This is a genomic window from Paenibacillus sp. P13VS (assembly GCF_015143645.1).
GTDB lineage: Bacteria > Bacillota > Bacilli > Paenibacillales > Paenibacillaceae > Paenibacillus > Paenibacillus xylanilyticus_A.
Map to the genome: position 1 here is coordinate 371081 of NZ_WYEV01000006.1, position 16632 is coordinate 387712.

The window sequence follows — 16632 nt, forward strand, 5'->3', positions numbered from 1 at the left end:
ATATTTCACCATTCAAATCTGCTATAATCAAAACTTCACAGCTAATCATAAGGAGGAAATACTTTGTTTCGTGCAGTTAAACTTTGTTTTCTGGCTCTGACGCTGCTGGCAGCGGGTTGTCAGGATCAGGCTTCGTCTATTCCAACTCCTGCTCCTACTGGCCAACAGGAATTCTATTACATATCACCTTCAGGTAACGATGCAAACAGCGGTACGATTCAATCCCCTTGGAAAACAATGCAGCATGCTTCTGAACATGCCACGCCAGGGAGTACGGTCTATTTGCGAGAGGGCGTGTACCAGCAGAAAGTCAAAATCACCCGGAGCGGCCATTCCTCCACCAAGCCTACCACCTTTTCCAGTTATCCCAATGAGAAAGCCATTATTGACGGAAAAGGCCTGTCTGTAAATGCACTTGAAGGCTTGATTGAAGTCGAGAATGCCAGCTTCATCACAATTGAAAATTTTGAGATTCGCAACTTCACCACAGCACGTGCAGACCAAGTACCCGTCGGAATTTATGTGCATGGAGCTGGAGAACATATCCAGATTATAGGCAATACCGTACATGCTATCGCCAGCAACGTGCAGCCCGAAGGACCAGACTTAACAGGTAGAGATGCACACGGCATCGCTATCTATGGCACAGAACACCCCGAAGCATTGAAGGATATTCTAATCCAGGATAATGAATTGTATGATCTCGTGCTAGGTTCAAGCGAGTCACTCGCTGTTAACGGAAATGTAGACACTTTTTCCATACTGGACAACACCATCCATGATACGGATAACATCGGCATCGATCTGATTGGGTATGAAGGGATTTCTGCAGATGACAAGTATGATCGGGCCCGAAATGGAATTGTAAGAGGTAACGAAGTATACGATATTACGTCCAATTACAATCCTTCCTATGGCACCAGCCTTCCGAATGACAGCCATTCAGCCGGGGGCATCTATGTCGATGGGGGTACAGATCATATGATCGATCAGAACCGGGTTTACCGCAACGATATCGGCATCGAAATTGCATCCGAACATGCCGGGCGTTCCACAAGCCATATTACCGTGCAGGATAATCTGATCTATCACAACAGGCTGACGGGCATTGCCATGGGAGGATATGACGAGGAGCGCGGGTCTACCGAAAACAGCACGGTGATGTACAATACCCTGTTTCAAAATGACACCTTGGGTGCAGGCAATGGCCAGCTGTTCGTGCAAGCCAAGACGAAGAACAACACATTTAAACGCAACATTGTCGTGTCAGGCAGCTCCGGTGTGCTCATCTACAATGAATACAGCAGTAATTCAGGGAATCTGCTAGATGAAAATATATACTACACCCCGATTGCAGAAGAAGATGCCCTGTGGGTTTGGAAAAATGAAGGGTATTCCGGTTTTCCAGCCTACATGAAGGACTCCGGCAATGACACACACTCACGTTATATAAACCCTACATTTATGAACGAAACCAGCGAAGACTTCAATCTCCAGCCTGGATCACCGGCAGAAGGTTATGGTTACCTTGCACCCAGGTAACAGAAGAGATTAAGAGATGCGTAGAAAATCAAAAACCGGATTGGATATAGGGGTGTCCCTATTCTGTCCGGTTATTTTCTGCTTTTACTGTATCATTCGTTATAAGAAGAATTTAGCTTTGGATTAAATCAGCTGCATGGGTCACCCGATTGCGCCCTCCGGTTTTGGAGGCATACAGCGCCATATCCGCTTTTTGGAACAAGGACTGATCCGTATCCTCCTCTGCAACCGTCGCTGCACCGATACTTATGGTGATGTTATAGACTCCCCAATCCGCAGAAGCTACCTGCGAACGGTACCGTTCGGCTGTAATCACTGCTTGCTCGGCCGTACAATCCGTGAGAATAATCACAAATTCTTCTCCGCCATAACGAGCCACAACATCCGTACTTCTGGATACCGACTGCAGCAGACCTGCCAGATTGCCAAGTACGAGGTCTCCCAACTCGCGCTGGGTGGCACGGTAGCCTTCCAAACTTTCAAGCATTTTCAGCTGGAAAAATCTGCGGTTTTTGAGTCCGGTGAGCAGATCGGTAGAAGCCATCGTCTCCAGCTGGTCATTCACTTTTATTAATGCCTGCTGCTTCACTTCATATTCCTCGTGCAGCCGTTCAAGCTCCTTGTTTGCTTCCTGAGTGGCTTGATAGAGCTCCTGCAGCTTTGTCTTCGTATTCAAAATATCCTTCTCATGTTCGATCCGTTTACGCATGACCACAACGACACAGTCCACGACACTTTCCCCGTCACGAGTCTGGCGAATCCCATTAAGCAGAACCGGAACATCCTGCTGATTGCTGGTACGAAACGTAAAGTACACCTCGTCCACGCGTCCATACAGCTGAATGTACGGATAGAAATAGGTGTGGAAAAAAAGCTTGTTGGTGAGCGACATGGTGGACTCAATATGTCGTCCCATTAGCTCGCTGCGTTCATAATCCAGCATCGTCAGCAGGGTTTGATTGACTGATTGTATGACCCCCGAGTCAGAAATGGAAAAGTACCCGCAGGGAGCGAGATCTAATTGTGCATCCATCAATAACAGCCTTTCTTCTGCGTTTTACGCGCTCGTCAGATAATTCTTAATCAATCGAATAGTCTCTTCCGGTTGACTTAAGTGAGGATAATGTCCTTTGGCGGTCATCTGCTGCAGCATGCTGTTCTTCAGATGAGCGTGCAGATAATCACCCACTTCAACCGGCGCAATGCTATCATCGGAGCATTGAAGAATCAAAGTAGGTACAGAAACCTGTTCCAGCTCCTCACGGCAGTCGGACAAAAATGTTACCTCGGCAAATTGCCTAGCAATATGCGGATCTCTGGAGCAAAAGCTCTTCTCCAGCTCATCCGTGAGCTCTTTCCGTTCTGCATTCTGCATCACGATCGGTGCCAAATAACTTGCCCAGCCTATGAAATTCAGCTGCATCATCTCGAGCAGTTCATCAATGTCACGGCGGTCGAAGCCCCCATAGTAATTCGGCAGGTCGTTCACATATCGCGGAGAAGGCCCCAGCATCACGATGCTTTTAAAATATTGGGGAGCTTGAATCGATGCCAGCATGCCAATCATGCTGCTGACAGAATGCCCAACGAATATGGCATCTCTCAATTGGAGCGCTTCCATGATCTCAAGAACATCCGTAGCATATCCTCGCAAATCACTGTATTTATGCGCATCGTAATAATTGATCTGGGATTGCCCTGAGCCAACATAATCGAACAAAACAATTTGATAATTCTCACTAAATCCCGGAACGATGTAGCGCCACATGTCCTGATCACATCCAAATCCATGGGCAAATACCATCGTTCTGCTGCCTGAACCAAACACTTTTACATTGTTGCGTACAAGGACGTCAACCGTCATTACACTCACCTCTCTGAGGTATTTTCCATTCACTTCATATGTGGTTATTATATCGGAAATTGCTGGAATATGAATTAAAAATATTAATTTCCTTGATAGAAAGATGAGTTGGATTCACATTTTCGCAAAAGATAAAACCCTTTACAATCTGACTTACGAGCTTGCCATGGCCATCCAGAATGATCATTCTTGGATAATCCTGTCTCATTGCAACTGTTCACTTCTTCGACAGTCTTGATTATTTCAGAAGGCTGAGGTCCGGCCCATTTGCAATAAATTCATTACAAGATCACTATGATTTCAGGGATCATCCAACAACTCACACCATAACAGGTTGTAAGCTTTTCCCATTTTGATATAGTATAATTTCTATGGTGACTCGATCCTATACATCGTATTAACATGACATACATAACATCAGGAGGAATTAAAACCATGCAAAAATTGGATGCTGCCTTACAGCAGTTTGTTGAACAGCAGGATTTATACAATGAAGCTTACGGACTTTTCAAGCAGCATGATCTGCGCCCTCGTGAACAACCTAGCCAGCCCGAAGTGGACAAGCGTATACCTCTCTCACCTGAGCTTGTGTATCTGTACACCCATTATGAGATGAGAGATGCAAACGCTGAAGGGACACTCAAAATGAAAAATGCAGCCGTGGAAATCGGCGATGCAGCCCTGTTATCGTTTGTTGCCCCCGAGCACCTGCACCGCCAGCAGCAGGGTTACCGATGGATTGGCATGAATGAGCCGTATGAGGAGTCGCCCTCCTGGAAAGCAAATCATGTCGTTATTGCCAACTTCAATGATGATCCATTGATCGTGGATACAAGCGCAGCCAACTCACCTGTGTATGCGGCCTTCGAAGGCGGAGAGCCCCGGCGTATTGCCGATTCATTGTCCGATCTGTTCACTGCACTCGCCATCCTGATTGAAGCTGCACGCGCTTACGGCGGAGAAGTGAAGGATGAAGAGACCTATGAAACCAAACCTGAATATTTGGAGCACATAGAACCTCTATTGATTGATCTGCTCGGCGCTGAGTACACCGCACATCTGGTTGAATATTTATCACTTCGTTAAATCATCGGAGTGAGAATAAGCAAATTGAAGATGATGGTTGCAGCTATTCCCAAGTACGATGGCTTCGTTAACGAATTAGGACCTGCATTGAAATTTGTGTACAGAAGAATTTATCTCTGATGAACAAGGGGGAAGACCATGATTTATGTTGCTTTGCTTCGGGGGATTAATGTAGGCGGAAACAATAAGATCAATATGAAGCAGCTGAAAGAAACATTTGAACAAGCAGGCATGCAGGATGTTGTAACTTACATTAACACGGGCAACATTATCTTCGCCGATCATCAGGAACGCATTCAAGCTAACGCGGAGATATCCAAGATACTGGAGCAAGCCATTACGGCCGAGTTCGGCTTGGAGATCCGTGTCGTGGTACGCAATATGAATGAAATGCAGACCGTGCTTCAGGCGCTGCCGGAGGAATGGACGAATGACGAGCAGGCGAAGAGTGACGTGATGTTTCTGTGGGATGAAGTCAATGACGTCTCAGTGCTGGACAAGCTTCCCCTCAAACCGGAAGTCGGCACCCTGATATACGTTACCGGAGCCATCCTGTATTCAGTAAGCAGAGAAGATGCTGCGCGCAGCGGGATGAACAAGCTTGTCGGCTCCTCTGTCTACAAATATATGACGGTCAGAAACGTCAACACGACCCGCCAAATTTATAAGCTCATGCTGGCTGCGGCAGAGTAATTATAAGAACTTCGGCATGAAAAAATCCCCCAAGGGATGGCATGGAGGAATATGTTGACGGATGTCTCTCCATGCTGTTTACCTTGAGGGATACCTTTTGTATTAGGAATGCGGGTTACTGTTAAAATCATTAATCGATCTGAATACGTCTGTGCGTATGATCGTCTCCGGAACGTTTCGGAATTTCAAGCTTCAGCACACCATCTTCCAATCGGGCCTTAATGTTCTCCTCATCGATATGTTCCACATAGAAACGCCGGAGGAATTCACCGGACCTGCGCTCCTGCCGAATAATTCGATTGGAATCATCCTTCTGTTCATGAAACTCATTACGTTTCGCACGGATCACCAGTTCATTGCCCTGTACCTGAATATCGATATCTTGCTTGGCGATACCAGGCAGATCCGCTTCAATCAAATATTTCCCATCTTCCTCACGGATATCCGTCCGGAATGGCTGGCTGCCGGTTCCAAAGGGAGAAAGCCACGGGCTGTCAACCATATCATTGAAGGATTTCAGCATGTGTCCGAACAGGTCTTCATTTCGTTTACGAAACGGGATCAGATCAAACATGAACATCATCTCCTTATATGTGATTGGTTTGTTGTTGCTTACATGGATTATTATAATCCTCTTATGGATGATGCTCAAAATACGTAAGGGCCGAAAAAAAATGATTTTTCTTCAATATGACCCGCTGCCTGAAAATAGATCCTTGTTTCTTTTGATTTGACCTTTTTTGACCTTCCTGCTTTTTCAGACTCATTTAGAGAATGAACAGAACGCTATCCATCGTGGATGGAGCTTGGGCAACGACCGGCTATCCAGATCTGAGCCGCTGGTTCTAAGCCTGTACATTTCCACATGGTTTCCATATACCAAGTAAAGCCTATTGGACAGAGCTCTGCTCTGCCAGTAGGCTTTTTTCACTTAAATATAGATACTGGATATTTTACAAAACTGCTTTAGTTCGCTAACTTCGGCTTAACAATTCGCCCCTATACTAAAACAATTATACATACGATCAACCATGAAACGATAAAGGGGATCTGGAACTGTGAAAAAGAGAAAACAATGGCTCGCCGTGCTGTCCATGACAGCTATACTCGGCGCAGGCGCAACCAGCTACGCATCGATGATTCATGCGGCCAGCGCATCCGAATCTGCTAATAACCATGTCGCACTGCGAACAGCCATCCAAAATATGCAGGGAACCATCACTTGGGATAGCAGCAGCCGCAGTGCCGACATCCAGCTGGGTGAAGTCAGCGTGCAGCTACCGGTCGGAACAGCTACAGCTACCATTAACGGGGTGCAAACGCAGCTGGACAGCAAAAGTTATGTTACGAAAGGAACGACATACGTTTCCACGCAAACGTTGAAACAGATTACGGATCAGGTGATCCTGAGCCAAAATAAAACCGGATTTGAACAGACAGCGGCCTTCCAGATGCCAAGCGGCAAAGCCGAAATCGCGGCCTCTACCCCGGACGGTCAACGCCTCCTCGTAACGGAAGCAGACCATGGCAGCATTTCCGTGCTGGATATTGCGGATCTGAACAACGTGAACGTTCTGAAAACCGTCAGCTTCCATGATCTCTCTGACAAAGCAGAGGTAACTAGTGTAACTGTATCCAAGGACGGCAAATATGGCCTCGCTGTTATTCGTACCGGCGATACAGATACCGAGGCGAACAAGGGACTACTGGCCATTGTTGATCTTGCAAGCTACAAAACCGTGAAAACATATGAGCTCGGCATCGGGCCAGACTCCATTGCATTGTCCCCGGATGGATTGCACGCCGTGATTGCCATTGAAGATGAGGAACTGAACAAAGCTGCGGACGAGATCGATTATCCTAATGCCAAACGCCCTGGCAGCATCATGATCGTATCGTTTGCCGGCGGAAACGTCCTTGAAGGAGAGGTAACCAACCTGCCTGTGTCTCTGGAAGATGTGAGCGGAGCAAGCTATCCGCATGACCCGCAGTCAGAGTATGTTGCCATCAGCCCGGACAGCAAAACCGCTGCTGTTACAATGCAGGAGAACAATGTCATCGCCATCATCGACCTGCAAACGAAACAGATCAGCTCGATCTTCTCGCTCGGTACTACCTCACATCAAGCTGATCTGAACGATGACGGTGTCGTTCAGTTCACTGAGAGCCTGACAGCCCGCTATGAGCCAGACGGTATTGCGTTCTCTGCAGATGGTAAATACGTGCTGACTGCCAATGAAGGCGACCTGGGCAAAGATGAGTTTGACGATGGTGTCAAAGCTGGCGGACGTAATATCGCCGTCTGGGATTTGCAGGGCAAGCGGGTATATGACAGCCAAAATCTCATTGATGAGGCGACGGCCAAAGCAGGTTTATACCCGGATGATCGCAGTCCGAGCAAAGGCAGTGAGGTCGAGAATCTGACGGTATCCACTGTAGACGGCACTACTTATGCTGCCGTAGCCTCTGAACGGGCCGATGCCATTTTGTTCTTCGATCTGGCTGACCCGGTGAACCCGGCCTACCTTGGCCTGATTCCGACAGCTGGTGAGTCACCGGAAGGAATCCACCGGGTTAACAGCCGCAGCCTATTTGTCAGTGCGGATGAGAGCACAGGGACCCTTAGCTTCTTCGAGAAAAAATAGTCCTGTACGCAGCAGGCATCTGTTCCAGCAGCTGCCTGCTGCATACCGAGTCTATGAAATCTCAAAAGGACATGAGAGCATCACGCTCTCATGTCCTTTTTCCTGCCTGCTAATGCACCATCTCTGCTGCTTTACACGCTGCGAGCCAATCGTTCCAGCCATTCCACCGCCGGAGCGAGAACCGCTTCATCGATATCGAATTCAGGATGGTGATGGGGTGCAGGCAGGTCGCTGCCCACAATCATATACGTGGCAAGTCCACCCTGCTCCTGTACGCGTTTGATCATATAGCTCGCATCCTCGCTTCCCAGGGCAGCGCCATCCGAGATTGCTTCAGCATGTTTTATTCCGGATATCCCTTCTGCCTTCTTCACAGCAAGCTCCGCAAGTTCCATATCGCACCTTATCGGAATAGCTCCGCCTACAGTCTCAACGGTAACTCTTAACTCATGCATGGCTGCACTATGCTCCAGAATCTGACGCACACGCCGCTCCAGTTCAAGATTCGTTTCTTCCTTCGTGGAACGCGTCTCAATCACCATGCGAGCGTGCTCGGCAATGATGTTCGCACCAGTTCCTCCTTCCAAAATGCCTACATTGATCCGTGTATCGGCTGTACTGAATCTTGGCAGAGCATGAATGTTAAGCATGGCCGTTGCGGCACCAAGCAGTGCATTCCGCCCTTCTTCAGGTGAAGCTCCCGCATGAGAGGATACCCCGGTAAAGTGCGCTTCCAGCTTCGTCGTCGCCAGGAAACCGGCGGAGGCCCCTTTGACATGACCGGATGGTACGTCCGTGCCGAGATGCATGCAGAACAGGCGATCCACCTGATCCAGCATGCCCTTTTCCACCATGGCGTACGCACCGCGTACTCCCTCTTCTGCAGGCTGGAATAACAGCCGCACTTTCCCGGCAAACTGTCTGTCGCTTAATCGTTCTGCCAGCGCTAGACCGATACTGGTGTGACCATCGTGTGCACATGCATGCATAATGCCTTCATGGGTTGAGCGGAACTGCCCGGACTGCGGTACGTGCTTGTCCTGTCCGCTTTCACGAATCGGCAGTGCATCCATATCGAAGCGAAATGCCGTTGTCGGCCCTTCCTGAATTCCATCCAGCTCGGCGACAACAGCCGTAAATCCGCCGCGCATCTGTTCCACTATAGCGGGCTCCGCTCCTTCCTGGAGAGCACGCTGATAAGCATCTTCCAGTACTTCCGGTTTGGGCAGCCCCCGCCGGGACGCGTCATCAATGGCATCTTTTCCATACGTCACACGATAGCCTAATGCCGTTAACATCTGTACAACTTTGGTAGCGGTACGAAATTCAGTGAATCCCAATTCGGGATATTGATGCAGCTCTCTGCGAAGTGCGATAATGTCGATCATATCGGTTCCCCTCTCTCAACTCTCTTATTTCCGAATCAGTCCATCTTCTATAATCTGGCGTGAACTCCCGGGCCAAGTGGCAGGTTGAAGACGTACCAGAGAATGACCATGACGACCCAGACGGAGAAGAATGCAATGGAATATGGCAAAATCAAGGAATAATACGTCCCGAGCTTGGCATCCTTGCGGTACTCCTGCAAAAATCCGACGAACAAGGGTACAAAAGGCGATACCGGGGCAAGTGGAATAATAACGGAGTCGGATACCCTGAAAATGACTTGAGTGAATGCCGGATGGAATCCAAGCAGCATCATCATCGGGATAAACACCGGAGCCAGAATGGACCAGATCGCGGATCCACTTGCGATAAACATTGTTAGCAGCGCAGACAGGAAGATCAATCCGATCACCACCGGGATGCCGTTAATGCCTGTTTTTTCAAGCAGATCCGTGATAGTCAGTGCCAGAAACTTACCCATGTTGCTCCAGTTGAACATCGCCACGAATTGCGATAGCGGGAAGACCATCACGATGAAGCCAGCCATCGTTTTGATTGGTTCAATCAGCAATTTCGGCAGATCATTCTGGTTCCGAATCACTTTCAGTTTAATGCCGTAAGTCAGTGCTACGGTGAAGAAGAATAGTAAAATGACAGGCACAATCCCTGCAAGAAAAGGCGAACCCATCACACTGCCAGTTTCCGGGTTGCGAAGAATAGCATTCGAAGGCACCACCATAAACGCGATAGCAGCGATAAAAAGAAGGGCGGCTATACCAGTCGCACGAAGTGCCCGGTTTTCTTCAGGTGTTGGAGCTTCCAGCTTGTACACACGTTCCCCTTCATATGTGCCTAGTCGCGGTTCCAGGAATTTGTCGGTCATAAAACCTGCGACCAGTGTCAACACAATGACAGAGGCGGACATGAAGTACCAGTTATCCAAGACCGTAACACCCACACTTGGATCTACCGAGGCGGCAATTTCGGTACTGATGCCTGACAATAATACATCCGTCGTCACAATCAGCATATTTGCGGTGAAACCAGCACCAACTCCGGCAATGGCTGCGATCAATCCGGCAATCGGATGTCTGCCTACAGCGAGAAAAATTAAGGCTCCAAGCGGAGGCATGATGACAAGCGCTGCGTCTGAAGATACATGACTGAAGAATGCAATGAAAATGACAAGATAACTGGCATAGCGGGCGGGTACCCGAACAGCCATTTTGCGCATGACTGCTTCCAGAAGCCCTACTTTCTCAGCCAAACCAATTCCGAGTACCAATGCCAGAATCGAAGCGAGCGGTTTAAAATCAGCAAAGTTCTTTACCACATTCGGCAGCAGCCACTGTATTCCCTCTCGGCTCAGCAGGTTTTTGACCTGAACCTTCTCCCCATCAATCGGGTTATGTGCTGTCGCGTTAAAGAACGACAGTACAAGGGTAGCAATGAGATAGATAAACAATAAAAACGGATTGGGAAGCTTGTTCCCCACTTTCTCTACCCAACCAAAAAGTCCTGTACTCTCCTGCCTTTCCGCTTTCACCATGCAAATACCCCCTGACTGTGATATTAACGTACATTTAACGAAAATGTCGTAATTTTAGGACATTATATAATTAACTCCACACAAAACTCAATACTTATGTTATGTATTTTGACACTAAATATAAAAAATACCGATCTGCCACCAGGTCCACCGTGTCCGCCAGGAGTGGACATGAGAACTAAGGTTGCATCATCGGTATCCTTATTCTGTTTCTATGTTCGTAAATCTAACGCAGCAGCCGATATCGGTTACTTGGCCTTCCTCTGCGGGTATTCAGCTCATTCCCCGTGATTTCAGCCAGGGAGAATGCCGTAAGACTGCCAAGAATTCGCTGTACGTGCCTGATGGTCATTGATAATCCCGAGGCTAGTTCACTGGCCGTAAATTCTTCTCTGCCCATTCGGCGTATGTATGCCTTTAATTTCTGAAATGTACGGATGCTTACCCCTGCTTTATTCAACTGTTCGAGCAATTCAGCGTCACTTGAATACATCTCATAGGATAATTCCTGATCCTCACCCGCTGCTTCCACAATCGTCCCATCCGTCTCATAGACAATCACACGTCCAGCTTCATCGTCCTTGGCATATTGAATCGCCTTCCGGGCATTACGCTCTGCATCAAATGCCGTCTCACCAAAACCGATCCCCGCAAAGGATAGCAGATCCGTATCCAGCTCAAGCTGGTGCAATGTTGTATGCAGCGATTCCATGTTGCGGGCCATTCCACCCCTGGAACCATACATCAGATATCGTCCTGTACCATCCTGGTGGAGGGAACCATCGATTTGTTCACAATGACGCAGCAGGATGCCTTTGATCTTGAGCTCCATATGCTGCAGCTGATACCGTTCCGTTGATTGATCACCGGCTGCATGCCACCCTTCAATCTCAACCATTAACACGCCGATCTGGCTGTCTTTGAATGCAGAACTGCGAATCTGCTCAATCAGCATTCGTACCGCTTGCACCGTTTCCAGCTTGGTGGAATCGATTTTGAAGACAGGTACTCCTCTCTGAAGTAATCCTTCATATACAGCGTACAGACAGGTAATGGCTGCCTTGGTCTGCCCTTCCTCCCAGTGACGAACGTGGAATTGGATCATGTCTTCGACATCGTAATCGGTGGAAAAAACGTATTTTCGCAGCTGCTCATCCGAGAAATTCAATTCCTCCAGACTGTCCATCAGCCCCCAGCTCTCATTTCCCGTCATATCAATGGAGATTTCCTTGACCGGATTGCCCAGTGTATAAATGGCTTGCAGCATGGCTTTGTACAAGCTCGCCCCGGTAGGCGGGCAGTAGATGGCATGTTCTTTTTCATGCAAGACGTCCTGGGCGGTCAGATAAGGAATGGGGCCCGTAAACACCCACCCGTGTACTTTGTCGCGGTTCCTCGTAATTATTTCGCCCGTCTCGCGTGCGTGTTCATAGGGATACAGCTCAAAATGAGCCTCCAGATCCTGCCCCTCGACAGCACGCATGGTCCGCTCAATGGACGGCTTCGGTCCTACAATTCCGATTCGGTACATGCACTCACATCCCCTTGTCCAACGCAGCATTGTTTAATACAAAAATCATACCGAACTGAGGTTCCGCTGTAAACCTCTTCATCTCAGCCAGGGCTTGCACCCTCTCATTCCTAATTATGCATCATAATCGTAAATTTTACATTTAGTTAACCCATTCCCTACGTTCGTTTAGCAATTGTTGTATACACTGGTTTTGGGATACCAAACTATACATATCTATTTTAGGAGGATGTATTCATGTTAAACCGGTTCAATGCCCGTGCGGCCAAAATGATGCTCGCGGTTACAACAGTTGTTACAGCTACGCTGGGAGGAAGCAGCGCAGCATGGGCTGCTGAGGACACTGCTGCACCCGCATCATCATCACCGATCAAAAATGTCATTATCCTGATTCCGGACGGCATGGCTAACGACGCCACTGCACTGGCCCGCTGGTACAAAGGGTCTTCCCTGACTCTGGATTCCATGGCAAGCGGTATGGTTCGCACACACTCCGCGGATGCTCCGATTGCGGACTCGGCTCCTGCGGGAACGGCTTTTGCTACAGGTTATAAATCACATACAGGATATGTTGGTGTACTGCCAGACAAGGCAACCATGCCTGGACAGAAGGCGATCGCGCCCGGAGATGCCAAGAAACCGATTGCTTCCGTGCTGGAGGCATCCAAATTGGCAGGCAAGGCAACCGGTATTGTAGCCACCTCCGAGATTATGCACGCTACACCGGCAGACTTCTCTGCCCACTATCCGGATCGCAAAAATTACGACGCACTCAGCAAACAGCAAGTATATAACGGCCTCGATGTTGTTTTGGGTGGGGGAAGTCGCTACCTTGAGCCAGCGGGCCGCAAAGACGGCGAGAATCTGGTCTCTTCCATCAAAGCACTCGGTTACGATTACGTGACCACACCGGCTGCCATGAAAGCCTCAAACTCCGGCAAGCTGTGGGGAATGTTCGCACCTGCAGGCATGGCTTATGATATGGACCGTGACCCTGCCAAGCAGCCAAGCCTTGCTGAAATGACTTCCAAAGCCATTGATGTTCTGTCCAAAGACGAAGACGGCTTCTTCCTCATGGTTGAAGGCAGCAAAGTGGACTGGGCCGCGCATGCCAACGATCCGATCGGAATTATCAGTGACGTGCTGGCATTTGACGATGCCGTAAAAGTAGCCATGGATTTTGCCAAAGCCGATGGAGAGACAGCTGTTGTGGCAGTAACGGACCACGGTAACGGCGGTCTCACGATCGGTAACAATGCAACAACGGGCACCTATGACAAAGAACCATTGTCCACCTTTATCGGACCTTTGAAAAAGGCCAAGCTGACAGGCGAAGGCGTGGAAGCCAAGCTGAATGCCAAACGCACCAATATCAAAGCGGTCATGAAACAATACTATGGCATTTCCGACCTGACATCCGAGGAGATTGCTACCATTAAGGCAGCCGAGCCAGGCAGTCTGAACTACGCCATCGGACCAATGATCAGCAAACGCGCAGGCATTGGATGGACGACTGGTGGTCACACAGGTGGAGACGTTGTGCTGTACACGTATGCTCCGAACAATGACCGTCCATTCGGCGTAATCGACAATACGGATGTGGCTAAATACATGGCACGTGTACTGGATCTGGATCTGGACAGCGTGAGCAAACAATTGTTTGTTCCTGCCAAACAAGCCTTCACAGCCAAAGGCGCAACGTACAAGCTGGACCTGACAGATGCCAAAAACCCGAAAATCCTGGTCACTAAAGGCAGCACTAAAGTCGAACTGCAAATCTACAAAAACATTGCGCTGGTTAACGGTAAAAAGACTGCGCTGGAAGGCGTAATCGTGTATAACGGCGTAGATGCCTTTGTACCACAAGGTGCAGTTGATCTGATTCAGTAAGTTTGAAAGATAGTCTGCGCTTATAAACCAAACACATAATGGGAAAGCGTAGCAGTTTACAACGTTTCAACCGGAATTATATCATTGGGCTGCCGAAATTTATCGGCAGCTATTTTTGTTGTTTCCCAGACAAGGATGGGTTCCCCCTCCTTGCTTGTCGTATAATGGACGTAACATTGATAAATAGAGACAAAAAGGAGAGATTCACCCATGTTGATGAAACTAAACTGGATCACGCTCCGGGTGCGCAACCTGGAAGCCTCGCTTGGGTTCTACCACGACCTGCTCGGGCTTCCAATTCAGCGTCAATTCGAAAGTCGTGGGCGGCAAATTGCCATGTTGGGCACTGAAAATGAAACCATGCTGGAGCTGATTGAGGGAAGTGAATCCGTCCTCAAAAAGGACTCTGGTGTGTCCATCGGCTACGAGGTAAGTTCACTGAAAAAAGCCATGGAACAACTGGCAGTACTGAATATTCCCATTGTTCGCGGGCCCATTCAGCCGAATCCACATCTACGCTTCCTTTACATTGCCGACCCGGACGGCTTCGAGGTACAGCTCGCCGAACATGCATGATCTGATGTGACAAGGTGCATCAGTGCCAATAACTTGCTCTCTCATTATATGCGCCCAATCAAGACTGCCACGAACCGAACGCTAAGCTAGTGACTATTAGATAAGGAGTTGAGCAAGGAATGGGGAAAAACGTGGCACAGCAACCATCCGTCAAACCCCGTCGCAAAATAGGTTGGTTCGCAGCAATCGCTGCCGTTCCTCTGCTAGTATGTGGAATGTATGCAGGCTTTACCACGGCCACCTGGGGAACTGGCAATGCATCGGCTCCTGCTTCAGAAGAGATTGAACAATATTCAGCACCTGTTCAAGTGACGAAGGATACTATCGTTTTTCCAGGAACAGATGGAAGTCAGGTTGTATTGCCTCTTCAATTGACGGAAGCAGATCTCAGCGTGGACAGTGATCGAAGTTATATCAGATCTGCACCTCCCCGAATTCCGGAGATGAGTTATGAACTCTCACCGGATCTTAAAGACAAGCTGCAAGCCGTGCTGGTGTATAGACCAGACATGCCAGGCGGCTACCTGTTACTAGCGCCAGCAGGCTGGGAAGCTTCGGGAAGCGTCGGTGCGAACGGTTCATATGGACTCACACTGATGAATCCAGATAATACAGAAGAGAATCTGCATTATTCGGATAACGCCTGGGCCTGTCAAGGCTGTGCCATAAACAACATTGGAACATATGTTCCCGATCAGGCCGGCTGGGCAGATGAACAGGGCTTCACTGTCTATGATCCTATGTCTTTTCACGAATGGAACGTTGGCGGTTCGGAGGGAGAGAATCACCGAACAGCATCATATGTGACGACATTGAAAGACGGTTACTACCAAGAAGGTGTCGTTTATTACGAAGAAGATAGCAATGATTATGTATTCCGGCTGCTGGAATTCAACCTAGCACAAGTTCCCTCTATCGAAGACGAGGTAATTCAGTCCTCTTTGCATTTTTTCCAGTTTCACCATGGACCGCTTAATATAGAGGCAGACTAAACGCTCGTCTAGATAATGAGATTATTTTCAACTATACAAAAAAAGAGCATCTCTAGTTGTGCCTAGAACATGCTCTTGTTTTGTATTCACAATTCATTTGAGGAACTTCTCGGACACTTCATTCTTAGCAGCTCGGCAAGCCGGCGATATCCCGGTCCATCTTCGCTTTGGTTCACTTCATCTTCGTCCATTTCCAGCCAATAATCGGCATCCAGTAGATCTATCATGTCCAGCAGTGTGATCTCCGCACAGGCAGGATGTTCACAAGCAGCCAGCATAGGCTCGGGACTGTCATCCCAGTTGTACCCGTCCACGACAGCATGCAGAAGTACAGCTGAGTCCAGATCACGGATCTTCGCGGCTGCCCTCTCTGAAGATTCTTCGTACAAAATGTCATCCACGATGGCTTGTTCCGCCTGGGTCAGCTGAAGTCTTACCGAGCCCGTGGTACCGAGCAGCATATCTGCAATCGCCGGGTCCCGTCTAGCTGCATTCCAGGCCGTCGCCTGAATTCCATATGTAGAGTCCAGCTTCACCCCATATTCAAGCAATAGCTGGATGGCTTCGATCTGCTTGAACTTCACAGCTTTTTTTAGAGCGGTATCGCCGAGTTTGTCTTCCGCGTCCAAGTCTGCTTGCTGCTCCAACAGACATTTAATAGCCTCAGCTGGCATGCGATACGTCAAGAAAAGCATTAACGGCGTACGTCCCCGTTCATCCCGCTCATTGATATCCAGGCTATGTACTGCTGCGCAAGCTTGCTCCACATCTTTGGACTTACTGATTTCAAGCCAATTCATTAACCATTCTCCCCCTTGCAACTCTCATTCTACATTACACTGTAAAGGAGATATACATGGGGTTCAAGTCACCAATTG

The 16632-nt window shown here is 48.5% G+C and carries 14 protein-coding genes; 7 read left to right on the plus strand and 7 right to left on the minus strand.

Annotation, left to right across the window (positions count from 1 at the left end; genetic code table 11):
• Nucleotides 1-63 precede the first annotated feature (63 nt).
• The gene (locus tag GUA98_RS17890) at nt 64-1542 is read left to right on the plus strand and encodes a right-handed parallel beta-helix repeat-containing protein (RefSeq protein WP_227779736.1); all 1479 of its coding nucleotides are present in this window, start codon (nt 64-66) and stop codon (nt 1540-1542) included.
• A 112-nt stretch (nt 1543-1654) separates the two neighbouring features.
• On the opposite strand, the gene GUA98_RS17895 is transcribed toward GUA98_RS17890, so the two are convergent.
• The gene (locus GUA98_RS17895) at nt 1655-2575 is read right to left on the minus strand and encodes a sensor domain-containing diguanylate cyclase (protein ID WP_193723969.1); all 921 of its coding nucleotides are present in this window, start codon (nt 2573-2575) and stop codon (nt 1655-1657) included.
• A gap of 24 nt (nt 2576-2599) precedes the next feature.
• Nucleotides 2600-3406: an alpha/beta fold hydrolase gene (locus GUA98_RS17900; RefSeq protein ID WP_153979554.1), complete on the minus strand. Its 807-nt coding sequence runs from the start codon at nt 3404-3406 to the stop codon at nt 2600-2602.
• A gap of 435 nt (nt 3407-3841) precedes the next feature.
• Here GUA98_RS17900 and GUA98_RS17905 point away from each other — a divergent pair, with 435 nt between their 5' ends.
• Together GUA98_RS17905 and GUA98_RS17910 are read left to right on the plus strand one after the other, a co-directional pair.
• Complete coding sequence (locus tag GUA98_RS17905) at nt 3842-4492, plus strand: hypothetical protein (RefSeq protein WP_193723970.1); 651 nt, start codon at nt 3842-3844, stop codon at nt 4490-4492.
• Nucleotides 4493-4630: 138 nt separating this feature from the next.
• The gene (locus GUA98_RS17910; protein ID WP_193723971.1) at nt 4631-5185 is read left to right on the plus strand and encodes a DUF1697 domain-containing protein; all 555 of its coding nucleotides are present in this window, start codon (nt 4631-4633) and stop codon (nt 5183-5185) included.
• Nucleotides 5186-5315: 130 nt separating this feature from the next.
• Here the strand turns inward: GUA98_RS17910 and GUA98_RS17915 are convergent, their stop codons facing one another.
• Nucleotides 5316-5759, minus strand: coding sequence for an Hsp20/alpha crystallin family protein (locus GUA98_RS17915; protein WP_153979557.1), 444 nt, complete (start codon nt 5757-5759; stop codon nt 5316-5318).
• 484 nt (nt 5760-6243) lie between these two features.
• Here GUA98_RS17915 and GUA98_RS17920 point away from each other — a divergent pair, with 484 nt between their 5' ends.
• A complete protein-coding gene (locus tag GUA98_RS17920) occupies nt 6244-7830 on the plus strand; it encodes a choice-of-anchor I domain-containing protein (protein ID WP_193723972.1) in 1587 nt (528 codons plus the stop codon).
• A 131-nt stretch (nt 7831-7961) separates the two neighbouring features.
• On the opposite strand, the gene GUA98_RS17925 is transcribed toward GUA98_RS17920, so the two are convergent.
• The 3 genes from GUA98_RS17925 to GUA98_RS17935 all read right to left on the minus strand — a co-directional run bounded on the left by GUA98_RS17925 (nt 7962) and on the right by GUA98_RS17935 (nt 12296).
• Nucleotides 7962-9218 (minus strand): amidohydrolase, encoded by a 1257-nt coding sequence (locus GUA98_RS17925; RefSeq protein WP_193723973.1) that lies wholly within the window; start codon nt 9216-9218, stop codon nt 7962-7964.
• 47 nt (nt 9219-9265) lie between these two features.
• Nucleotides 9266-10765: an AbgT family transporter gene (locus GUA98_RS17930; RefSeq protein WP_193723974.1), complete on the minus strand. Its 1500-nt coding sequence runs from the start codon at nt 10763-10765 to the stop codon at nt 9266-9268.
• Between the two features lie 226 nt (nt 10766-10991).
• On the minus strand, nt 10992-12296 hold the full coding sequence (locus GUA98_RS17935) for a hypothetical protein (protein WP_193723975.1): 1305 nt from the start codon (nt 12294-12296) through the stop codon (nt 10992-10994).
• 237 nt (nt 12297-12533) lie between these two features.
• On the opposite strand from GUA98_RS17935, the gene GUA98_RS17940 reads away from it, so the two are divergent.
• The 3 genes from GUA98_RS17940 (at nt 12534) to GUA98_RS17950 (ending at nt 15754) form a co-directional block, all read left to right on the plus strand.
• The gene (locus tag GUA98_RS17940) at nt 12534-14186 is read left to right on the plus strand and encodes an alkaline phosphatase (RefSeq protein ID WP_227779738.1); all 1653 of its coding nucleotides are present in this window, start codon (nt 12534-12536) and stop codon (nt 14184-14186) included.
• 210 nt (nt 14187-14396) lie between these two features.
• A complete protein-coding gene (locus GUA98_RS17945; protein ID WP_193723976.1) occupies nt 14397-14762 on the plus strand; it encodes a VOC family protein in 366 nt (121 codons plus the stop codon).
• 119 nt (nt 14763-14881) lie between these two features.
• Entirely contained in the window at nt 14882-15754 is an 873-nt protein-coding gene (locus GUA98_RS17950; protein ID WP_193723977.1) for a DUF4850 domain-containing protein, read from the plus strand.
• Nucleotides 15755-15840: 86 nt separating this feature from the next.
• Here the strand turns inward: GUA98_RS17950 and GUA98_RS17955 are convergent, their stop codons facing one another.
• On the minus strand, nt 15841-16554 hold the full coding sequence (locus tag GUA98_RS17955) for a DUF4274 domain-containing protein (RefSeq protein ID WP_193723978.1): 714 nt from the start codon (nt 16552-16554) through the stop codon (nt 15841-15843).
• Between the last annotated feature and the right edge of the window lie 78 nt (nt 16555-16632).